Origin of the sequence: Kitasatospora sp. CB02891 (assembly GCF_002803145.1) — a bacterium.
In the GTDB taxonomy this organism is placed as follows: domain Bacteria; phylum Actinomycetota; class Actinomycetes; order Streptomycetales; family Streptomycetaceae; genus Kitasatospora; species Kitasatospora griseola.
The window spans coordinates 273131-288359 of record NZ_NNBO01000010.1; the positions used below are offsets into that span (position 1 = coordinate 273131).

General features: G+C 74.3%; 15 protein-coding genes. 5 read left to right on the top strand and 10 right to left on the bottom strand.

The annotated features are described in order from the left end of the window. The first annotated feature begins 38 nt into the window (after nucleotides 1-38). Complete coding sequence (locus CG736_RS23070; RefSeq protein WP_189271028.1) at nucleotides 39-599, top strand: PPA1309 family protein; 561 nt, start codon at nucleotides 39-41, stop codon at nucleotides 597-599. Between the two features lie 64 nt (nucleotides 600-663). Here CG736_RS23070 and CG736_RS23075 read toward each other — a convergent pair whose 3' ends face one another. From CG736_RS23075 to CG736_RS23090, 4 genes are all read right to left on the bottom strand, one after another. Further along, nucleotides 664-1743: a PDZ domain-containing protein gene (locus CG736_RS23075; RefSeq protein WP_100588084.1), complete on the bottom strand. Its 1080-nt coding sequence runs from the start codon at nucleotides 1741-1743 to the stop codon at nucleotides 664-666. Between the two features lie 81 nt (nucleotides 1744-1824). Next, complete coding sequence (locus CG736_RS23080) at nucleotides 1825-2004, bottom strand: hypothetical protein (RefSeq protein WP_043915947.1); 180 nt, start codon at nucleotides 2002-2004, stop codon at nucleotides 1825-1827. Between the two features lie 160 nt (nucleotides 2005-2164). Then, nucleotides 2165-2605: a molybdenum cofactor biosynthesis protein MoaE gene (locus tag CG736_RS23085; RefSeq protein ID WP_369880312.1), complete on the bottom strand. Its 441-nt coding sequence runs from the start codon at nucleotides 2603-2605 to the stop codon at nucleotides 2165-2167. Nucleotides 2606-2691: 86 nt separating this feature from the next. Next, nucleotides 2692-3840 carry an NAD-dependent epimerase/dehydratase family protein gene (locus CG736_RS23090; RefSeq protein ID WP_100588086.1) on the bottom strand — a complete coding sequence of 383 codons (1149 nt, stop codon included), beginning with the start codon at nucleotides 3838-3840 and terminating at the stop codon, nucleotides 2692-2694. A gap of 190 nt (nucleotides 3841-4030) precedes the next feature. Between CG736_RS23090 and CG736_RS23095 the strand changes: the two genes are divergently transcribed. Both CG736_RS23095 and CG736_RS23100 read left to right on the top strand, forming a co-directional pair. Continuing rightward, the gene (locus CG736_RS23095) at nucleotides 4031-5569 is read left to right on the top strand and encodes a zinc-dependent metalloprotease (RefSeq protein WP_100588127.1); all 1539 of its coding nucleotides are present in this window, start codon (nucleotides 4031-4033) and stop codon (nucleotides 5567-5569) included. Further along, nucleotides 5566-6129, top strand: coding sequence for an NUDIX hydrolase (locus CG736_RS23100; protein WP_100588087.1), 564 nt, complete (start codon nucleotides 5566-5568; stop codon nucleotides 6127-6129). Before CG736_RS23095 ends, CG736_RS23100 begins: the two co-directional genes overlap by 4 nt. A gap of 104 nt (nucleotides 6130-6233) precedes the next feature. Here CG736_RS23100 and CG736_RS23105 read toward each other — a convergent pair whose 3' ends face one another. Further along, on the bottom strand, nucleotides 6234-6893 hold the full coding sequence (locus CG736_RS23105; RefSeq protein ID WP_100588088.1) for a M48 family metallopeptidase: 660 nt from the start codon (nucleotides 6891-6893) through the stop codon (nucleotides 6234-6236). A gap of 243 nt (nucleotides 6894-7136) precedes the next feature. Between CG736_RS23105 and CG736_RS23110 the strand changes: the two genes are divergently transcribed. After that, the gene (locus tag CG736_RS23110; RefSeq protein ID WP_100588089.1) at nucleotides 7137-8246 is read left to right on the top strand and encodes a ThiF family adenylyltransferase; all 1110 of its coding nucleotides are present in this window, start codon (nucleotides 7137-7139) and stop codon (nucleotides 8244-8246) included. 353 nt (nucleotides 8247-8599) lie between these two features. Then, nucleotides 8600-9943 carry an AarF/ABC1/UbiB kinase family protein gene (locus CG736_RS23115; protein ID WP_100588090.1) on the top strand — a complete coding sequence of 448 codons (1344 nt, stop codon included), beginning with the start codon at nucleotides 8600-8602 and terminating at the stop codon, nucleotides 9941-9943. Nucleotides 9944-10045: 102 nt separating this feature from the next. Here CG736_RS23115 and CG736_RS23120 read toward each other — a convergent pair whose 3' ends face one another. The 5 genes from CG736_RS23120 to CG736_RS23140 all read right to left on the bottom strand — a co-directional run bounded on the left by CG736_RS23120 (nucleotide 10046) and on the right by CG736_RS23140 (nucleotide 15169). Beyond that, the gene (locus CG736_RS23120) at nucleotides 10046-11119 is read right to left on the bottom strand and encodes a phosphotransferase (protein WP_100588091.1); all 1074 of its coding nucleotides are present in this window, start codon (nucleotides 11117-11119) and stop codon (nucleotides 10046-10048) included. Nucleotides 11120-11355: 236 nt separating this feature from the next. Beyond that, a complete protein-coding gene (locus CG736_RS39000) occupies nucleotides 11356-11766 on the bottom strand; it encodes a hypothetical protein (protein ID WP_100588092.1) in 411 nt (136 codons plus the stop codon). Continuing rightward, the gene (locus tag CG736_RS23130; protein ID WP_369880316.1) at nucleotides 11763-12128 is read right to left on the bottom strand and encodes a WhiB family transcriptional regulator; all 366 of its coding nucleotides are present in this window, start codon (nucleotides 12126-12128) and stop codon (nucleotides 11763-11765) included. The genes CG736_RS39000 and CG736_RS23130 overlap by 4 nt, the downstream gene beginning before the upstream one ends. A 167-nt stretch (nucleotides 12129-12295) precedes the next feature. Beyond that, the gene (locus tag CG736_RS23135) at nucleotides 12296-12712 is read right to left on the bottom strand and encodes a hypothetical protein (RefSeq protein ID WP_100588093.1); all 417 of its coding nucleotides are present in this window, start codon (nucleotides 12710-12712) and stop codon (nucleotides 12296-12298) included. A gap of 159 nt (nucleotides 12713-12871) precedes the next feature. After that, complete coding sequence (locus CG736_RS23140; protein WP_369880317.1) at nucleotides 12872-15169, bottom strand: ATP-dependent DNA helicase UvrD2; 2298 nt, start codon at nucleotides 15167-15169, stop codon at nucleotides 12872-12874. Between the last annotated feature and the right edge of the window lie 60 nt (nucleotides 15170-15229).

Here is a 15229-nt window from a genome sequence, read left to right on the forward strand (position 1 = left end):
GTTGGAGACGGCCCCCCCGAACATGTGAGGATGGCCCCATGTCCGACTCCCCTGACCTGACCAACGCCGCCTCCGGCATGCCCGCCGCCACCCCCCTCACCCGGGCCGCGCTGGAGATCGACGAGCACGCCGCGACCCTCGGCTGGGACAACCCCGCCCGCCTGTTCGCCCTGGTCGACAACGCCCAGATGCGCAAGGCCAACCCGCGGCTCGCCACGCAGCTCGGCCTGGACGAGAACCCGACCGGCCTCACCCCGGTCGAACAGGAGGAGATCCCCGCGGGCACCGAGCTCGACCGCTTCCTCGGCACCATCGCCTGGCCCGACGGCGTGGTCGGCTGCGCCCTGGTCGTCGAACGCCTGATGCTCCCGCCCGGCGCCGAGTCCTCCCGCCCGAAGAACGCCACCGAGCAGGAGATCAACGACTGGGTGGCCACCCACCCCCAGCGCCAGGAGGTCCGCATCACCGCCGCGGTCCTGCGCGACGGCGCCCGCGAGGTCGCCCTGCGCCTGCGCGAGAAGGACATCGCCCGCGAGGTCCTCACCGGCCCGGACCTGGTCCCCAACCTCACCCAGGCGCTGCTCGCGACGTTCCAGTAGGCGAAGGCCGGCGGGCGCGAAACCAGGGAGCGCACAGACGCTGTTCGCTGTCCGTGCTTCGCGCCTACCTGTTGCAGCTGGGCAGCGCCGCCTTGTCCCCGCTCCGGATGGAGTCGAGGGCCTTGACCGCCCCCGCCAGGTTGTCGACCTTGACCAGGGTCAGGCCCGAGGGCGTGCCCTTCGTCGCCTCCGAGCAGTTGTCGGCGGGGGTGAAGAAGTATTCGGCGCCCTTGTCGCGGGCGGCGATCAGCTTCATCTGGATGCCGCCGATCGGCCCGACCGTGCCGTCGTCGTCGATGGTGCCGGTGCCCGCCACGAACTTGCCGCCGGTGAGGTCGGTGGGGGTGAGCTTGTCGACGATGCCGAGCGCGAACATCAGGCCGGCGCTCGGGCCGCCGACGTCCTGCAGGCCGATGTCGATCTTGAACGGGTAGACGTGGTCGACGCCGGGCGTGATGCCGACGATGGCCCGGTCCTCGTCCGGGGCCTTGGCCGTGGTGATGGACACCTGCTCCTCGTCCGCCGGGTTCGGCGTCTGGCCGGCCTTGGCGTGCGGGACGACGGTGAAGACGGTCGTCTCGCCGGGCTTGTGCTTCGTCACCTGCTCGGCGACCTGGGTGCGGGTGGTGATCGGCACCCCGTCCACCGCGACGATCCGGTCGCCGGCGTGCAGCTTGCCCTCGGAGGGGGCCCCCGCGGTCACCGAGGAGACGATGATCTGCGTGGTGACCGGGATGTCCAGCTGCTTGAGGGCGGCGGTCTTCGCGCTGTCCTCGGAGGAGGCGAACTCCTCCGCGTTCTGCTGCTGGGCCTCCTGGTCGGTCTGGCCCTTCGGGTAGACGTTGTCGTGCGGCACCACCAGCACGTCGCCCCGCATCCAGCCGACGATCGCCGAGATCAGGCTTGGCTGGTAGTTCGCCCCGGTGACCTGGACCGTGGTCATGTTGAGGTGACCGCTGGTCGGGTAGGTCTCGCGCCCGGTGATGGTGATCACCGGGGTGCCGGTCTTGTCCTGCACGCCGAGGGTGTTGTACGTCGGCCCCGGGCTCATCTCGGTGAACGGCACCTTCATCAGGACCGAGGCACAGAGCAGGCCTATCAGCAGCAGGGTGGCGGCGAGCATCGTCGCCGATCGGCGTGGCATGGCACGACAGTACGGGAAGTCCGGGCCGCGATGCATCGCTCCGCGGCCCGCCGATGCGCCCCGCCGCCGCCTCCCACCGGGCTACTTGCCGCCGGTGCGTCCGTTGCCGGTGCTGCGTTCCATCGCGGCACGGAAGCGTTCGTGCTCGGCGAGCGAGGACGGGTCGGTGATGGAGCGCGGCGGTCGTGCCGCCCACCCCGCCCACACCGAGGCCAGCAGTCCGGCCACCAAAGGAATGATCAACCAGGCAAGCGCAGCCATCTTCGAACTCCCCACAGGCTCGTCATGCGTATCAGCAGATTAACCGCCTACCGGGGGAACGGCGCGTGCGGTGTCCGAGTTACGGGACGGCGTGGCGCACGCACCGTTCCGAGATACCCCCGAACGGGGAACGAGCGGGGCACGGAGCGGACACGGGCGGTCAGCAGGAGCCCGCACCGACCCATTCCTCCTCGCCGTCCGCGAAAACCTGGTGCTTCCAGATGGGCACCTCGTGTTTGAGGTCGTCGATCAGCCGCCGCGAGGCCGCGAACGCCTCGCCGCGGTGCGGGCAGGCGACCGCGACGATCACCGCGACGTCGCCGATCTCCAGCCGACCGGTGCGGTGCACCGCCGCCAGCGCCCGGACCGGGAAGTCCGCGCAGATCTTCTCCGCGATCCGGCGCAGCTCCCGCACGGCGGTCGGATGGGCGCTGTACTCCAGCGCCGTGACCGCCTTCCCGCCGTCGTGGTCGCGCACCGTGCCGACGAACAGCGTGGTGCCGCCCGCCGCGTCGTCGCCGACCGCGGCGTGCACCTCGTCCAGGGAGAGCGGCGTCCCGCGGACGTCGAGCAGCCGGATCGGGTCGTGGTTCTCGGACATGGCCCCCATCATCGCGCACCCGACGGCGGCGGCTGCCGAGATCCTCGCCCCGCAGGACCGACGGTCCGCGGGGCGAAGGGCGGCGGTCAGATCCGGCGGTGCTTGCGGGCCCGGCGGACCAGCGCCGCCGTGCCGATCAGCGCCACCGTGGCGCCGGCCGCGCCCAGGCTGGTGGCGGCCTCCTTGCCGCCCAGCCGGCGGCCGGCCACCGCGTGCTTGCCGGACACCTGGGCGAGCAGCTCGGCCAGCACCTCCTCGTTGGTGTGCTCGGGCCGCCAGCCCGCCTCGTGCAGCCGGCTGCCGGAGACCACCCACGGGTACATGGTGTAGGCGAGGTCGCCGGCCGGGGCCGGGGTCAGGCCGAGGCGGTGCAGGCGGGCGGCGGTGCCCAGGGCCAGTGCGGCGGGCAGTTCCATCCGGCGGATCCCGGACAGCTCCTCCACGTCCTCCTGCTCCAGCCAGCCGTCGCAGCCGACCGTCACCTCGCCCTCGACCAGGCCGAGCGCCGCGTACTCCAGCGCCGAGGTCAGGTCGTCCAGGTGGCAGAACTGCCAGCACGGACGGGAGCCGGCCACCACCAGCAGGCGCGGGGCCTCGAAGTGGCGGGTCAGCACGGTGTCGATGCCCGGGCCGACCACCACGGCCGGGCGCAGCACGGTGATCTGCAGCCCGGGGTGGGCGCGCGGGGCGCGGCGGGCCAGGCGTTCGATCTCCAGCAGGTCGCCGACCAGCGAGGCCTCCTCGGTGGCCCGCAGCTCGGAGTCCTCGGCGAGCGGGACCTCGTTGTCGGCCAGTGCCCCGTAGACCATCGCGGAGGTGCACAGCACCACCCGGTGCACGCCGGCCGCCGCGGCGGCGGTCAGCACGGTCTGCGCGCCGCGCACGTTGTAGGCGCTGCGGGTGCGCGGGTCGGACTCCATGCCGAGGTCCATCGCGAGGTGCACCACCACGTCCACGCCGGCCAGCCGTTCGGCCACCGCCGGGTCGCGGACGTCCAGCACCCGCCAGTGCACGCCGGGGACCTCGCCGCGGCGGTCGTCCACGGCGAGCACCCGGCGCACGTGCGGGGACGCCACCAGGCGTTGGGCGACGCGTTCGCCGAGCACCCCCGCCGCGCCGGTGACGGCCACGGTGAGGGGCTTGCCGCCGTAGGCTGGAGACGGCGAACCGGCGTCGGCCGGCGCGTCCTCGCCCTCGGTCAGCCCAGAGCGAACGTCCGAAGGCGGGGAACTCACCGGCCATCCTCCACGGTTAGCTTAAGTGCGTACGTACGAGTGTCACGCACTGTCCATCCTGCCCGAGGCTCAGCCCCCGCGGTGCACCCGGCGCGGTCGGCCGCGAGACCATTGAAACCGCCCGGAGCCTCCGGGCAGCAGAATTTCCCGCCACACCACCCGCGTGACGGCCGATCAGATCGAGGACCCCGTGAGCGACCTCCCCTTCGGATTCGGCGTTCCCCCCGAGGAGCCCGAGGACGGCAAGAACAAGGGCAAGAAGGACGGCGAGCAGGGCGACTCGACCCCGCAGCAGCCGTTCGGCTTCGGCAACGGAAACCCGTTCGGGGCGCTGTTCGGCATGGGCGGCGCCGGCGGGGCGGGCGGCGACAACCCGTTCGCCGCGATGATGGGCGGCTTCAACCCCAACGACCTGGGCGCGGCGTTCCAGCAGCTCGGGCAGATGCTCTCGTTCGAGGGCGGCCCGGTGAACTGGGAGCTGGCCAAGAACATCGCCCGGCAGACCGTGGTCGCCGAGCAGCCCGAGGGGAAGACCAAGGACCGCTCGGTGGGCGCCGCCGAGCGCACCGCCGTCGTCGAGGCGGTCCGGCTGGCCGACCTGTGGCTGGACTCGGCGACCGAGTTCCCGTCCACCTCCTCCACGGCGGTGGCGTGGAGCCGCGCCGAGTGGATCGAGGCCACCCTGCCGGTCTGGAAGGACCTGGCGGACCCGGTCGCGGAGCGGGTCGGCAACGCCATGGGCGGCGTGCTGCCCGAGGAGATGCAGGCCATGGCCGGGCCGCTGATGGGCATGATGCGCTCCATGGGCGGCGCCATGTTCGGCACCCAGATCGGACAGGCGCTCGGCGCGCTGGCCGCCGAGGTGCTCGGCTCCACCGACGTCGGCCTGCCGCTCGCCCCCGCCGGGAAGGCCGCGCTGCTGCCGCAGAACATCGCCGAGTTCGGCGAGGGGCTGAACGTGCCCGCCGAGGAGGTCCGGCTCTACCTGGCCCTGCGCGAGGCCGCCCACCAGCGGCTGTTCGCCCACGTGCCGTGGCTGCGGGCGCACCTGTTCGGCGCGGTCGAGGCGTACGCGCGCGGCATCAAGGTCGACACCTCGCGGATGGAGGAGCTGGTCGGCCAGCTCGACCCGAGCAACCCCGAGGCCCTCCAGGACGCGCTGGCCGGCGGCCTGCTGCAGCCCGAGGACACCCCCGAGCAGAAGGCCGCGCTGGCCCGGCTGGAGACCGCGCTGGCCCTGGTCGAGGGCTGGGTCGACGCCGTGGTGCACGCCGCCGCCACCCCGCACCTGCCGCACGCCGCCGCGCTGCGCGAGACGCTCCGCCGCCGCCGCGCCACCGGCGGCCCCGCCGAGCAGACCTTCGCCACCCTGGTCGGCCTGGAGCTGCGCCCCCGCCGCCTGCGCGACGCCTCCCGCCTGTGGGCCTCGCTCGCCGACGCCCGCGGCGTCGAGGGCCGCGACGCGCTGTGGAGCCACCCCGACATGCTGCCCACCGCCGCCGACCTGGACGACCCGGACGGCTTCGTGCACCGCGACACCACCGCCGAGACCGAGGGCGGCTTCGACTTCGACGCGCTGAACAAGCTGCTCGGCGAGGCCGCCGGCGGCGGCACCGGCACCGGCACCGGGAAGCCCGACCTGACCAAGGACGACACCGGTTCCGCCCCCGGCGAGGACGCCCCCGGCAAGGACGGCTCCGAGGACGGCCGGGAGGGCGACGCCAAGTGACGTCGCTGCACACCGACGCCGTCCGCGCACTGACCGACTGGCAGCCCGACGGGAACGGCCAGCAGGAGCTGCGCCGCGACTACCTGGCGCACCTGGCGGCCCACCCCGACGGCCTGTGGCGGGCCTGCCTGCCCGGCCACATCACCGCCAGCGCGCTGGTGGTCGACCCGGCCGAGGGGCGGGTGCTGCTGACGCTCCACCCCAAGGTCGGGATGTGGCTGCAGATGGGCGGCCACTGCGAACCCGGCGACGAGACGCTGGCCGCGGCGGCGCTGCGCGAGGCGGTCGAGGAGTCCGGCATCGCCGGGCTGGAGCTGCTCGCGGTCGACGGCCGCACCGCGCCGGTGAAGCTGGACCGCCACCACGTGCGCTGCCTGGGCAAGGACAAGCCGGAGAACATCCACCTGGACGTGCAGTACGTCGCCGTCGCCCCGGCCGGGGCGCGCGAGTTGATCAGCGAGGAGTCGCTGGACCTGCGCTGGTTCGGCTGGGAGCAGCTGCCCGCCGACACCGACCACTCGGTGCGCGACCTGGTGGCGCGGGCCCGGGCGCTGGTCTGAGACCACGCGCTCCCGACCCCTGCGGGGCCCGACGGGCCCGGCAGGGGTCGTCGCGCGTCCGGCGGGGGTCTTCGCGTCCGGCCGGAGTCGACGTCCGGCGGCGGTCAGGTGTTCCGGGCGCCGGGGATGTGCGGCAGTCGGGCGGCGGAGGCGACGCCCTCCAGGTAGCCGCGGGCCCGCTCGGTGCGCGGGTAGGCGTCCAGCAGCGCCCAGAACCGGGGGCCGTGGTCGGGCACAAGCAGGTGCGCGAGCTCGTGCAGCAGCACGTAGTCCACCACGTACTCGGGCATGCCCTGCAGGCGGTGGGAGAGCCGGATGGTGCGCTCGCTGGGGGTGCACGAGCCCCAGCGGGAGTTCTGGTTGGTCACCCAGCGGACCTGCTCGGGCTCGGCGCGGCCGCCCAGGTACAGCCGGGACAGTTCGGCGGCCCGGGCCTGCAGGGCCTCGTCGCCGAGCACCCGGCGCTTCTCCTGCGCGGCCAGTTTGTCGAGCATCTGCGCCACCCAGCGCTGCTCCTCGGCGTGCGACATCCGGGCCGGGATCAGCACCACCGTGCGGTCGCCCTCGCGGTAGGCGGAGACGGTGCGGCTGCGGCGGGCGCTGCGGCGGACCTCGACCTTGCTGCGGTCGAGGCCCCGCTCGGGGCCCCGGGCCCGTTCGGCCTCGGTGCTGGCATGCGCGCCGGGCGCCGCGACCGTGGATCCGGAGGCGGCCCGGGCACGCCGACGCGACGCCGACCGATGGGAGTCCCGTTCGGCTGCCATGGCACAGGACGTTACCCCGTCGCCACGACAGAAGTCCGGCACCGAAGCGGCGCGGCCCCCGGTACCACCCGGGTGCGTTATCCACAGGCTGTGCACGGTGATGACCCGATAGTCGGCCCGGGCCTGTGGACAACGCGCTTCCCGGTAGGGGAAGTCGGGGGCAAGCTGCGGTCACCAGTTGATCCGACGCCCCGACCGGAGCCTTCGACCGGGACGCCGGAGACCGACGCTTGGAGGACCGACATGCGCCCCGTGATCAAGCCCGCCCTGTCCCGGCTCTGGCGGGAGAAGCAGACCCTGCAGTTCGGCACCGTCCGACGGCACGCCCGGCTGATCGAGGGCGTCGACCGCAGGCTCGCCCTGTTCCTGGAGCTCATCGACGGCACCCGGGACGGCCCCTCGGTGGTCACCGCCGGGCAGCGGCTCGGCCTGAGCGCCGAGTACTGCCAGGGCATGCTCGACTCGCTCGCCCACAGCGAGCTGCTGGACGACGCCAAGGCCCTGCACGACGTGCTGGAGCTGTACCCGGCGGCCCGCGGCGAGCTGCTCGGCCCCGAGCTCTCCTCGCTGTCCCTGGTGCACCCCGCGCCCGGCGAGGCCGCCGCCGTGCTGCGCGGCCGGGCCCGGGCCCGGGTCGAGGTGCGCGGCGCCGGGCGGGTCGGCGCGGCCGTCGGCACCGCGCTGGCCGCCGGCGGCATCGGCGAGGTCGCGGTGCTCGACCGCGGCAGGGTCGCCGCCCGGGACTGCGCACCCGGCGGCTTCCCGCCCTCCGACATCGGGCGCCTGCGCGCCACCGCCGCCCGCGAGTTGGTGCACCGCGCCACCGGCGCCCCGGTCGGCGAGCGGTACCGGCGGCCGCCCGCCACGCCCCCGCTGCCCACCCTGGTGGTGCTCGCCCCGAGGGACGGCTCCGCCGCGTACACCGGTGCCGCCGTCGACGCCCAGGAGCTGATGCGGGCCGGCATCCCGCACCTGTACACCGGGGTGCTCGAACACCTCGGCGTGGTCGGCCCGTTGGTCGTCCCGGGCGCCTCCGCCTGCGGCAGCTGCGCCACGCTGGCCCGGCGGGACCAGGACGAGGCCTGGCCCCGGCTGCTCGCCCAGCTGATCGACGAGGGCCCCGGCCGGCCCCGCGCCCCGGCCTGCGACGGCGCGGTCGCGGCCTCGGTCGCCGGGCTCGCCGCGCTGCACGTCCAGCTGTACCTGGACGGGGTTCTGCCGCCGAGTGTGGACGGCTGGTGCGAACTGTCCGCCGCCGACGGCATGGTGCGCCGGCTGCGGCTGCGCAGCCACCCCGACTGCGGTTGCCTGTGGCAGTCCGGCACGCCCCGCCAAACGGGCACAATGGCCTAGGACATGCCTTCGGGTCCGTCCGGCGAAACCCCGCCGATCCATCCGCACGCCCTGCCCGGTGCACCGCCTCCGGAGCGCGCGGGTCCCGGCGGGGAAGGGCGCCGGGCGGCCCCCGGGAGTCCGCGCACCACCGCCGGCGGGGGCCGCCGGTCGGTCCGGCTGATCTGGAGGTCCGGTGAGCGATCTACCGCGCAAGGCAGTGACCGGCACGGCGCGACCGGTCGCCCGCCCGCGCCCGACCGCGGCCTCGCGGCGTGCGACGACGGCGGGTCGGGCAACGGCCGGCCGGGCAACGGCCGGCCGGGCAACGGCGGCCGACGCCGCCGTCCGCTCGGCCCGGACGGAGGTGGCCGATGTCTGAGATGCCGCGCAAGGCGGTCTCCCGGACGGCCCGACTGGCCGCCCTGCCGCTGAGCTTCGCCGGTCGCGCCACGCTGGGCCTGGGCAAGCGGCTCGGCGGACGGCCGGCGGAGGAGGTCGCGGCCGAGCTGCAGGCCCAGACCGCCGAGCAACTCTTCGCCACGCTCGGCAAGTTGAAGGGAGGGGCGATGAAGTTCGGGCAGGCCATGTCGGTCTTCGAATCGGCCCTCCCGGAGGACGTGGCGGGCCCCTACCGGGCCGCGCTGACCAAGCTCCAGGACTCCGCCCCGGCGATGCCGACCCGCACCGTGCACTCCGTGCTGGCGTCCGACCTGGGCGACGACTGGGCGGCCAACTTCCGCTCCTTCTCCGACCAGCCGTCCGCCGCCGCCTCCATCGGCCAGGTGCACCGCGCCGTCTGGCAGGACGGCCGGGACGTCGCGGTCAAGATCCAGTACCCGGGCGCGGGCGAGGCCCTGCTCAGCGACCTCGGCCAACTCGCCCGGCTGGCCAGGATGCTGGGCCCGCTGATCCCCGGGGTGGACATCAAGCCGCTGATCGCCGAGCTCCGCGAGCGGGTCACCGAGGAGCTCGACTACCGGCTGGAGGCCGAGTCGCAGCAGCTGCACGCCCAGGAGTTCGCCGACGACGCCGACATCCGGGTGCCCCGGGTGGTCTCCCAGTCCGGGCGGGTACTGGTCACCGAGTGGCTGGACGGCAAGCCGCTCTCCCAGGTCATCTCCGACGGCACCCGGACGGAGCGCGACCGGGCCGGGCAGCTGCTCGCCCGCTTCCTGTTCGCCGGCCCGGCCCGCACCGGCCTGCTGCACGCGGACCCGCACCCCGGCAACTTCCGACTCGTCAAGACCGGCCGGGCCGCCTCCAGTTGGCAGCTCGGCGTGCTCGACTTCGGCACCGTCGACCGCCTCCCCGGCGGCCTGCCCCGCCCGATCGGCACCTCCCTGCGGCTCGCCCTGGCGGGCGACGCCGGCGCCGTCTACGAGCTGCTCAAGCAGGAGGGCTTCGTCCGCCCCACCATCTCGCTCGACCCGGACGCGGTGCTCGACTACCTGGTGCCGATCATCGAACCCACCCGCGCCGAGCAGTTCACCTTCAGCCGCGAGTGGATGCGCACCCAGGCCGCCCGGATCGCCGACCCGCGCTCCCCCGCCTACAACCTCGGCAAGCAGCTCAACCTCCCGCCCTCCTACCTGCTGATCCACCGGGTCACCCTCTCCACCATCGGCGTGCTCTGCCAGCTCGGCGCGACCGTCCGTCTGCACGACGAGCTCCTCCGCTGGCTGCCCGGCTTCGCCGAGGACGAGGGCGCCCGGTGAGCTACTGAAGGGGGCGGTGCGGGTGACGCGGGGCGTCCGCACCGGGAACAGCCGTTCCCGGTGCGGTTCCTGGTGGTCAGGGAGGGTGAGGCCGGCCGCCGGTCAGGGGCGTTCGCTCGGCAGCGGCCCCGCGGTGGGCCAGGCGGTGCGGGCGCGGGTAGCGAGGGTCGCGCAGAACCGGCCGAAGACCGGGAGGGCGGTGTCCGCGTCGGCGAGCGCGGCCACGGCCCGGAGGCGGTGCAGCACGCGGCGGCGGGCGGTGGCGTTGCCCCAGGTCCAGTCCGCGTGCTGCATGCGGGCGAGCTGGTCGGCGGTGCCCCGTTGGGCCTTCGGGACGAGGGCGTCGCCGCGCAGCAGCCAGCCCACGCAGGCGTCGGCGAGGTCGGCGGGGGTGGGGGCGGCGGTGCCGGTGGCGGCACGCCAGGCGGCCCGGTAGGCCGCCTCGGCGTCGGCCAGCACGGCGGCAGGCGCGGCGGTGGAGCACCAGCAGGTGGGGAAGCCGATCCGCAGGTAGGCGAATTCGGCCGCGCCCGGGCCGAGCGAGGACTGCTCGAAGTCGACGAACCGGACGCCGTCCGCGGTGTGCAGGTCGTTGCCGGGGCAGGGGTCGCCGTGCAGCAGGGCGTGCCGGACGGGGACGGCCGACAGCCGGGCGAGCAGCGCCTCGGCCTCGGCGCGGGCGCCGGGCGGGGCGGGGACGTCGAGGGTGCGGGCCAGCGCCAGGAAGCAGCCGAGGTCGCGCCCGGTCGGGCCGGTCCAGGCGGGTATGTCGGTGGCGGGCGCCGTCCCGGCGAGGTCGTCGAGGTCGGCGGGGGCGCTCGCGTGCAGCCCGGCCAGCGCGGTGGCGTAGTCGACCTGCCAGTCCGGGCCGGGGGTGCGGTCCGCCACGCGTTCCAGCACCAGCATGCGGGCCGCCGGGTCGGCGCCGAGCAGCGCGGGCACCACGGGGCGGCCGGTGCGGCCGGCCCTCCTGGCGGCGAGGCCCAGCGCGGCCGCCTCGCGGGCGAAGCGGTCGTCGGCCCCGGGCGAGTCGACCAGTTGCTTCACCACCACCTGGGTGCCGGAGAGTTCGGCCCGCCAGACCCGGGAGCGCGGGCTGCTGACCAGGCGGCGGACCTTGCGCGGCCGGCCGAGTTCGGCGCGCAGCCGCTCGCCGAGCGGGAGAGAGGACCACATGCGGGTCATCCTTCCACGACCCGTTCGACCCTCGAACGCCAGTGCCGACCCCCGAAGTTGGGCGGCATGGATCCGCCGGGAGCGGGCAGGCGTGGCCCGGGGCCGGAAGCCCGGTCCGGCGGCGGCCGGACCGGAACGCGCCGATGGCCGGCTCCCCGGCGGGGAGTCGGCCATCGGCGTTCAGGGGTGTGTCACCGGCGTGGGCGCGGGGCCGGCCGGCGGGGGTGGAGCATCCGTCACATCAGGGCGACGGCAAGGGCCTTGCGGGCGCGCAGGGAGGCCTGCTCGGCCTTGCGACGCAGTCGCGTCGCGCGCATCACCCGCAGGCCGAGGCGTTGTTCCTCGGCCTCGTGGAGGCGTTCCTGCATATGCGCACGGGCCAGGGATTCTTGGAGGAGATTCATCTCGAGGGTCCTGTTCTGGATCTGAAGTTCGGTGGTCTGCTCGGAGCGGACGGTCGGATCGATGCCGGCGGGGTTCATGTGGTGGTCCTGCTCGTGGTGCGTAGTCGGGAAGGGACGGGAGAGTTCGGCGTCGGCCTTGGCGGCCGCGAGGCGTACCGAGTCGCGCAGGGCGGTGTCCAGCGGGGGCTGCTCTCCCCGGCGGACGGCTGCGCCTTCGGTGCGATTCCTGGCTGCGGGGTTCACGCCATGACCTCGGTCTTGCGCGGGCGGCCACGGGGACGCTTGCGGGCGACGACGACGCCCTGGACGAAGAGCTCGCCACCCCAGACGCCCCAGGGCTCGCGGCGCTCCAGCGCACCGGTGAGACAGGCGGCCTTGACGGGGCAGGTGCCACACAGCGACTTGGCGTACTCGACGTCGGCGGGCGTCTCCGCGAAGAAGACCTCCGGGTCGAAGGCCCGGCACGGAATGGGGAGCCCGAGCGAGTCAGCCTCGTCGATGGCGGTGAGCTGCATGAGTGTTACCTCCGGGGGGTCGGCCTGGTCGGCCTTGATGGTCTTGTCGGGTACGGACGGGAGGGGCGGCGGCGTGATGACCGTGGACACTGTGGTCTTCCTCGTCTTCTTGGTGGATCCGGCCGACTCGTTGTGCGAGTTCGGCCGGAGGCCCCGTGGGGCCTGGGTGGGTCGTGCGTACCGGACAAAACAGAAGGGCCGCGGAACCCGGTTGCTGGGTTTCCGCGGCCCTGGAGGCACCGCCCTGACGGGTTGCGTCAGGGTCGTTCGCTCCAGGGTCCAGGCCCGCGGAAAGCCTGCTTCCGGACGGCTGCGGCGCCGTCAACGGCGGCCGCGGCCAGAATGATCTGCTGCTCCTGCTCGACTCCGGCACCGACGACGGCCGCATAGCGCCCATGGGCTGCTTCTGCTGCTACTGCCTTCGGTGCCTTGGTCGGTCGCTCATCGGACAGCGAGACGCCGTCGACGAACATCGCCCAGTCACGGGACGTACCCGCCTCGACACGGGTGCCCTCAGCATTGCCACGACCACTGACAAGGCAGTGCTCGGCAACCAGCAGGACTCCGGCGTTGCCGCCGGCCACGTCGAGACCCAGACCCGGCACGAGGACGCGCGTGGGCATGGCGAGGGTGGACATCGGGTCGGTCATTTTGGTGATCGTCTTCGTCGACACTGAACTCGCCTCCTCTCGGCGTCTCGCGGTGCCCAGTCCCCCGGGCTCCGATATCTGGTTGATGGTCAGCGCACGCAGAAACAAGCCCTCTGCGAGCGTTGCGGTCTCGTCCCCTTGACCGCTCCGGCAGGCTATTGCGCCGTACATGCGGCGCGCAAACTATTTTTCCGGCGAGTTCTCCGGTGAGTTCTCGGCCTGCTCGGCGGCCTCGTCCCCGGGTGAGTCCTGCGCCTGCTCCCCGTCGGGCTCCCCCACGAGCTCCGGACTCTCCCCCGCACACAACAAGAGCACGTCCGCGCCGTACTTGTCCAGCTTCATGGCGCCCACTCCGGAGATCCGGGAGAGCTCCGCGACGCTGCTCGGCACGTCCTCCGCGATGGCCGTCAGGGTGGCGTCGGTGAACACCACGTAGGCCGGGACGCTCTGCTCCTTGGCGCGGGCCGAGCGCCACTCGCGCAGCCGCTCGAACAGCGCCTCGTCCATCGTGGACGGGCAGCCCTCGCAGCGGCGGAGCTTGCGCTCGACGGCGTCGGTCAGGGTGCGGTCGCAGACCCGGCACTTGACCGGGCCGCGCACTCGGCGCGCGGCCGAACGCTCCGCGCCGGGCTCGACGCCCCCGCGCCCGCCGCGGGTGCGCGTGCCGGGGCCGGACGAGCCGGGGCGCAGGCCGTCCAGGAAGCGGGTGGGCTTGCGGGAGGCGCGGCCGCCCGGCGAGCGGGACAGCGACCAGGAGAGGGTGAGGAAGCGCCGGGCCCGGGTGACCCCGACGTACAGCAGGCGGCGCTCCTCCTCGACCTGTTCGTCGGTCTTGGCGTAGATGATCGGCAGCGTGCCCTCGCTCAGGCCGACCAGGAACACCGCGTCCCACTCCAGGCCCTTGGCGGCGTGCAGCGAGGCCAGCGTGACGCCCTCGACGGCGGGGGCGTGCTGGGCGGCGGCCCGGGCGTCGAGCTCGGCGACGTACGCCGCGAGGTCGGCGCGCTCACCGGCGGCGGCGCGGGCGGCCTCGAACTCCTCGGCGAGCCGGACCAGCGCGTTCAGCGACTCCCAGCGCTCGCGGACCGCGCCGGAGCCGGCCGGGGCGGTGGCGGAGAAGCCGCGGGTGGCGAGCACCGCGCGGACCTGGGCGGCGAGGTCGGGCGCGCCGGCGGTGAGCGGGTCGTCGGCGGCCCGGGCGGCGCCCTTGAGCAGCACCCCGGCCTCCCGGACCTCGGGCCGCTCGAAGAACCGCTCGGCGCCCTTGAGCTGGTAGGAGATGCCGAGGTCGGCGAGCGCCTGCTCGTACACCTCGGACTGGCTGTTGGTGCGGAACAGCACGGCGATCTCGCTGGCCCGCACGCCGGTGCCGAGCAGGTCGCGGATCAGCCGCGCGGTGGACTCGGCCTCGGTCGGCTCGTCCTGGTACTCGCGGTAGACCGGCTCGGGGCCGGCCTCGCGCTGGGAGATCAGCTCCAGCCGGTGCTGGGCGGCCTGGCCGCGGGCCTGCGAGAGCAGCCCGTTGGCCAGGTGCACGACCTGCGGGGTGGAGCGGTAGTCGCGCACCAGCTTGACCACCGTCGCCGCGGGGTGGCGCTGGCGGAAGTTCAGCAGGTAGTCGGGGGTGGCGCCGGTGAAGGAGTAGATGGTCTGGCTGGCGTCGCCGACCACGCAGAGGCTGGCGCCGCCGTCGCCGCCCGTCCACTGCTCCAGCAGGCGCTGCTGGAGCGGGGAGACGTCCTGGTACTCGTCGACGGTGAAGTGGCGGTACTGGGAGCGGACCTGGGCGGCGATCTCCGGCCGGTCCTCCAGGATGGCGGCGGTGAGCAGCAGCACGTCCTCGAAGTCGATCAGGCCGCGCTGGCGCTTGGTCTCCTCGTAGGCGGCGTAGACCCGGGCGATCTCGGCCGGGTCGCGCGGGGCCTCGCGGGCGGACTTGGCGACCGCGGCCGGGTAGTCGTCGGGGACGACCTGGGTGACCTTGGCCCACTCGACCTCGGCGGTCAGGTCGCGCAGTTCGGTGCGCTGGACGCGCAGGCCGCTGCGGCCGGCCGCCTCGGCGACCAGCTGGACCTTGCGCTCCAGCAGCCGGGGCACGTCGCCGCCGATGGCGCGCGGCCAGAAGTACTGGAGCTGGCGCAGCGCGGCGGAGTGGAAGGTGCGGGCCTGGACGCCCTCGGCGCCGAGCTGGCGCAGCCGGCCGCGCATCTCGCCGGCGGCGCGGGCGGTGAAGGTGACGGCGAGGACCTGCGCGGGGTGGTAGACGCCGCTGCGCACGCCGTAGGCGATCCGGTGGGTGATGGCCCGGGTCTTGCCGGTGCCGGCGCCGGCCAGCACGCAGACCGGGCCGTGCAGGGCGGTGGCCACGGCGCGCTGTTCGGGGTCGAGTCCGGCCAGCACGGCGTCCGCTCCGAGGGGGGCGAAGCCGTCGGGGCCGTGCTGCTGGCTGGGGCCGCCGAGGCCGGGGAGGTCATCCTGCATGCCTTCCATCCTCGCAGGCGCGCCGGACAGTCCGGACGGTGTTGTCCACAGCCCGGCCAG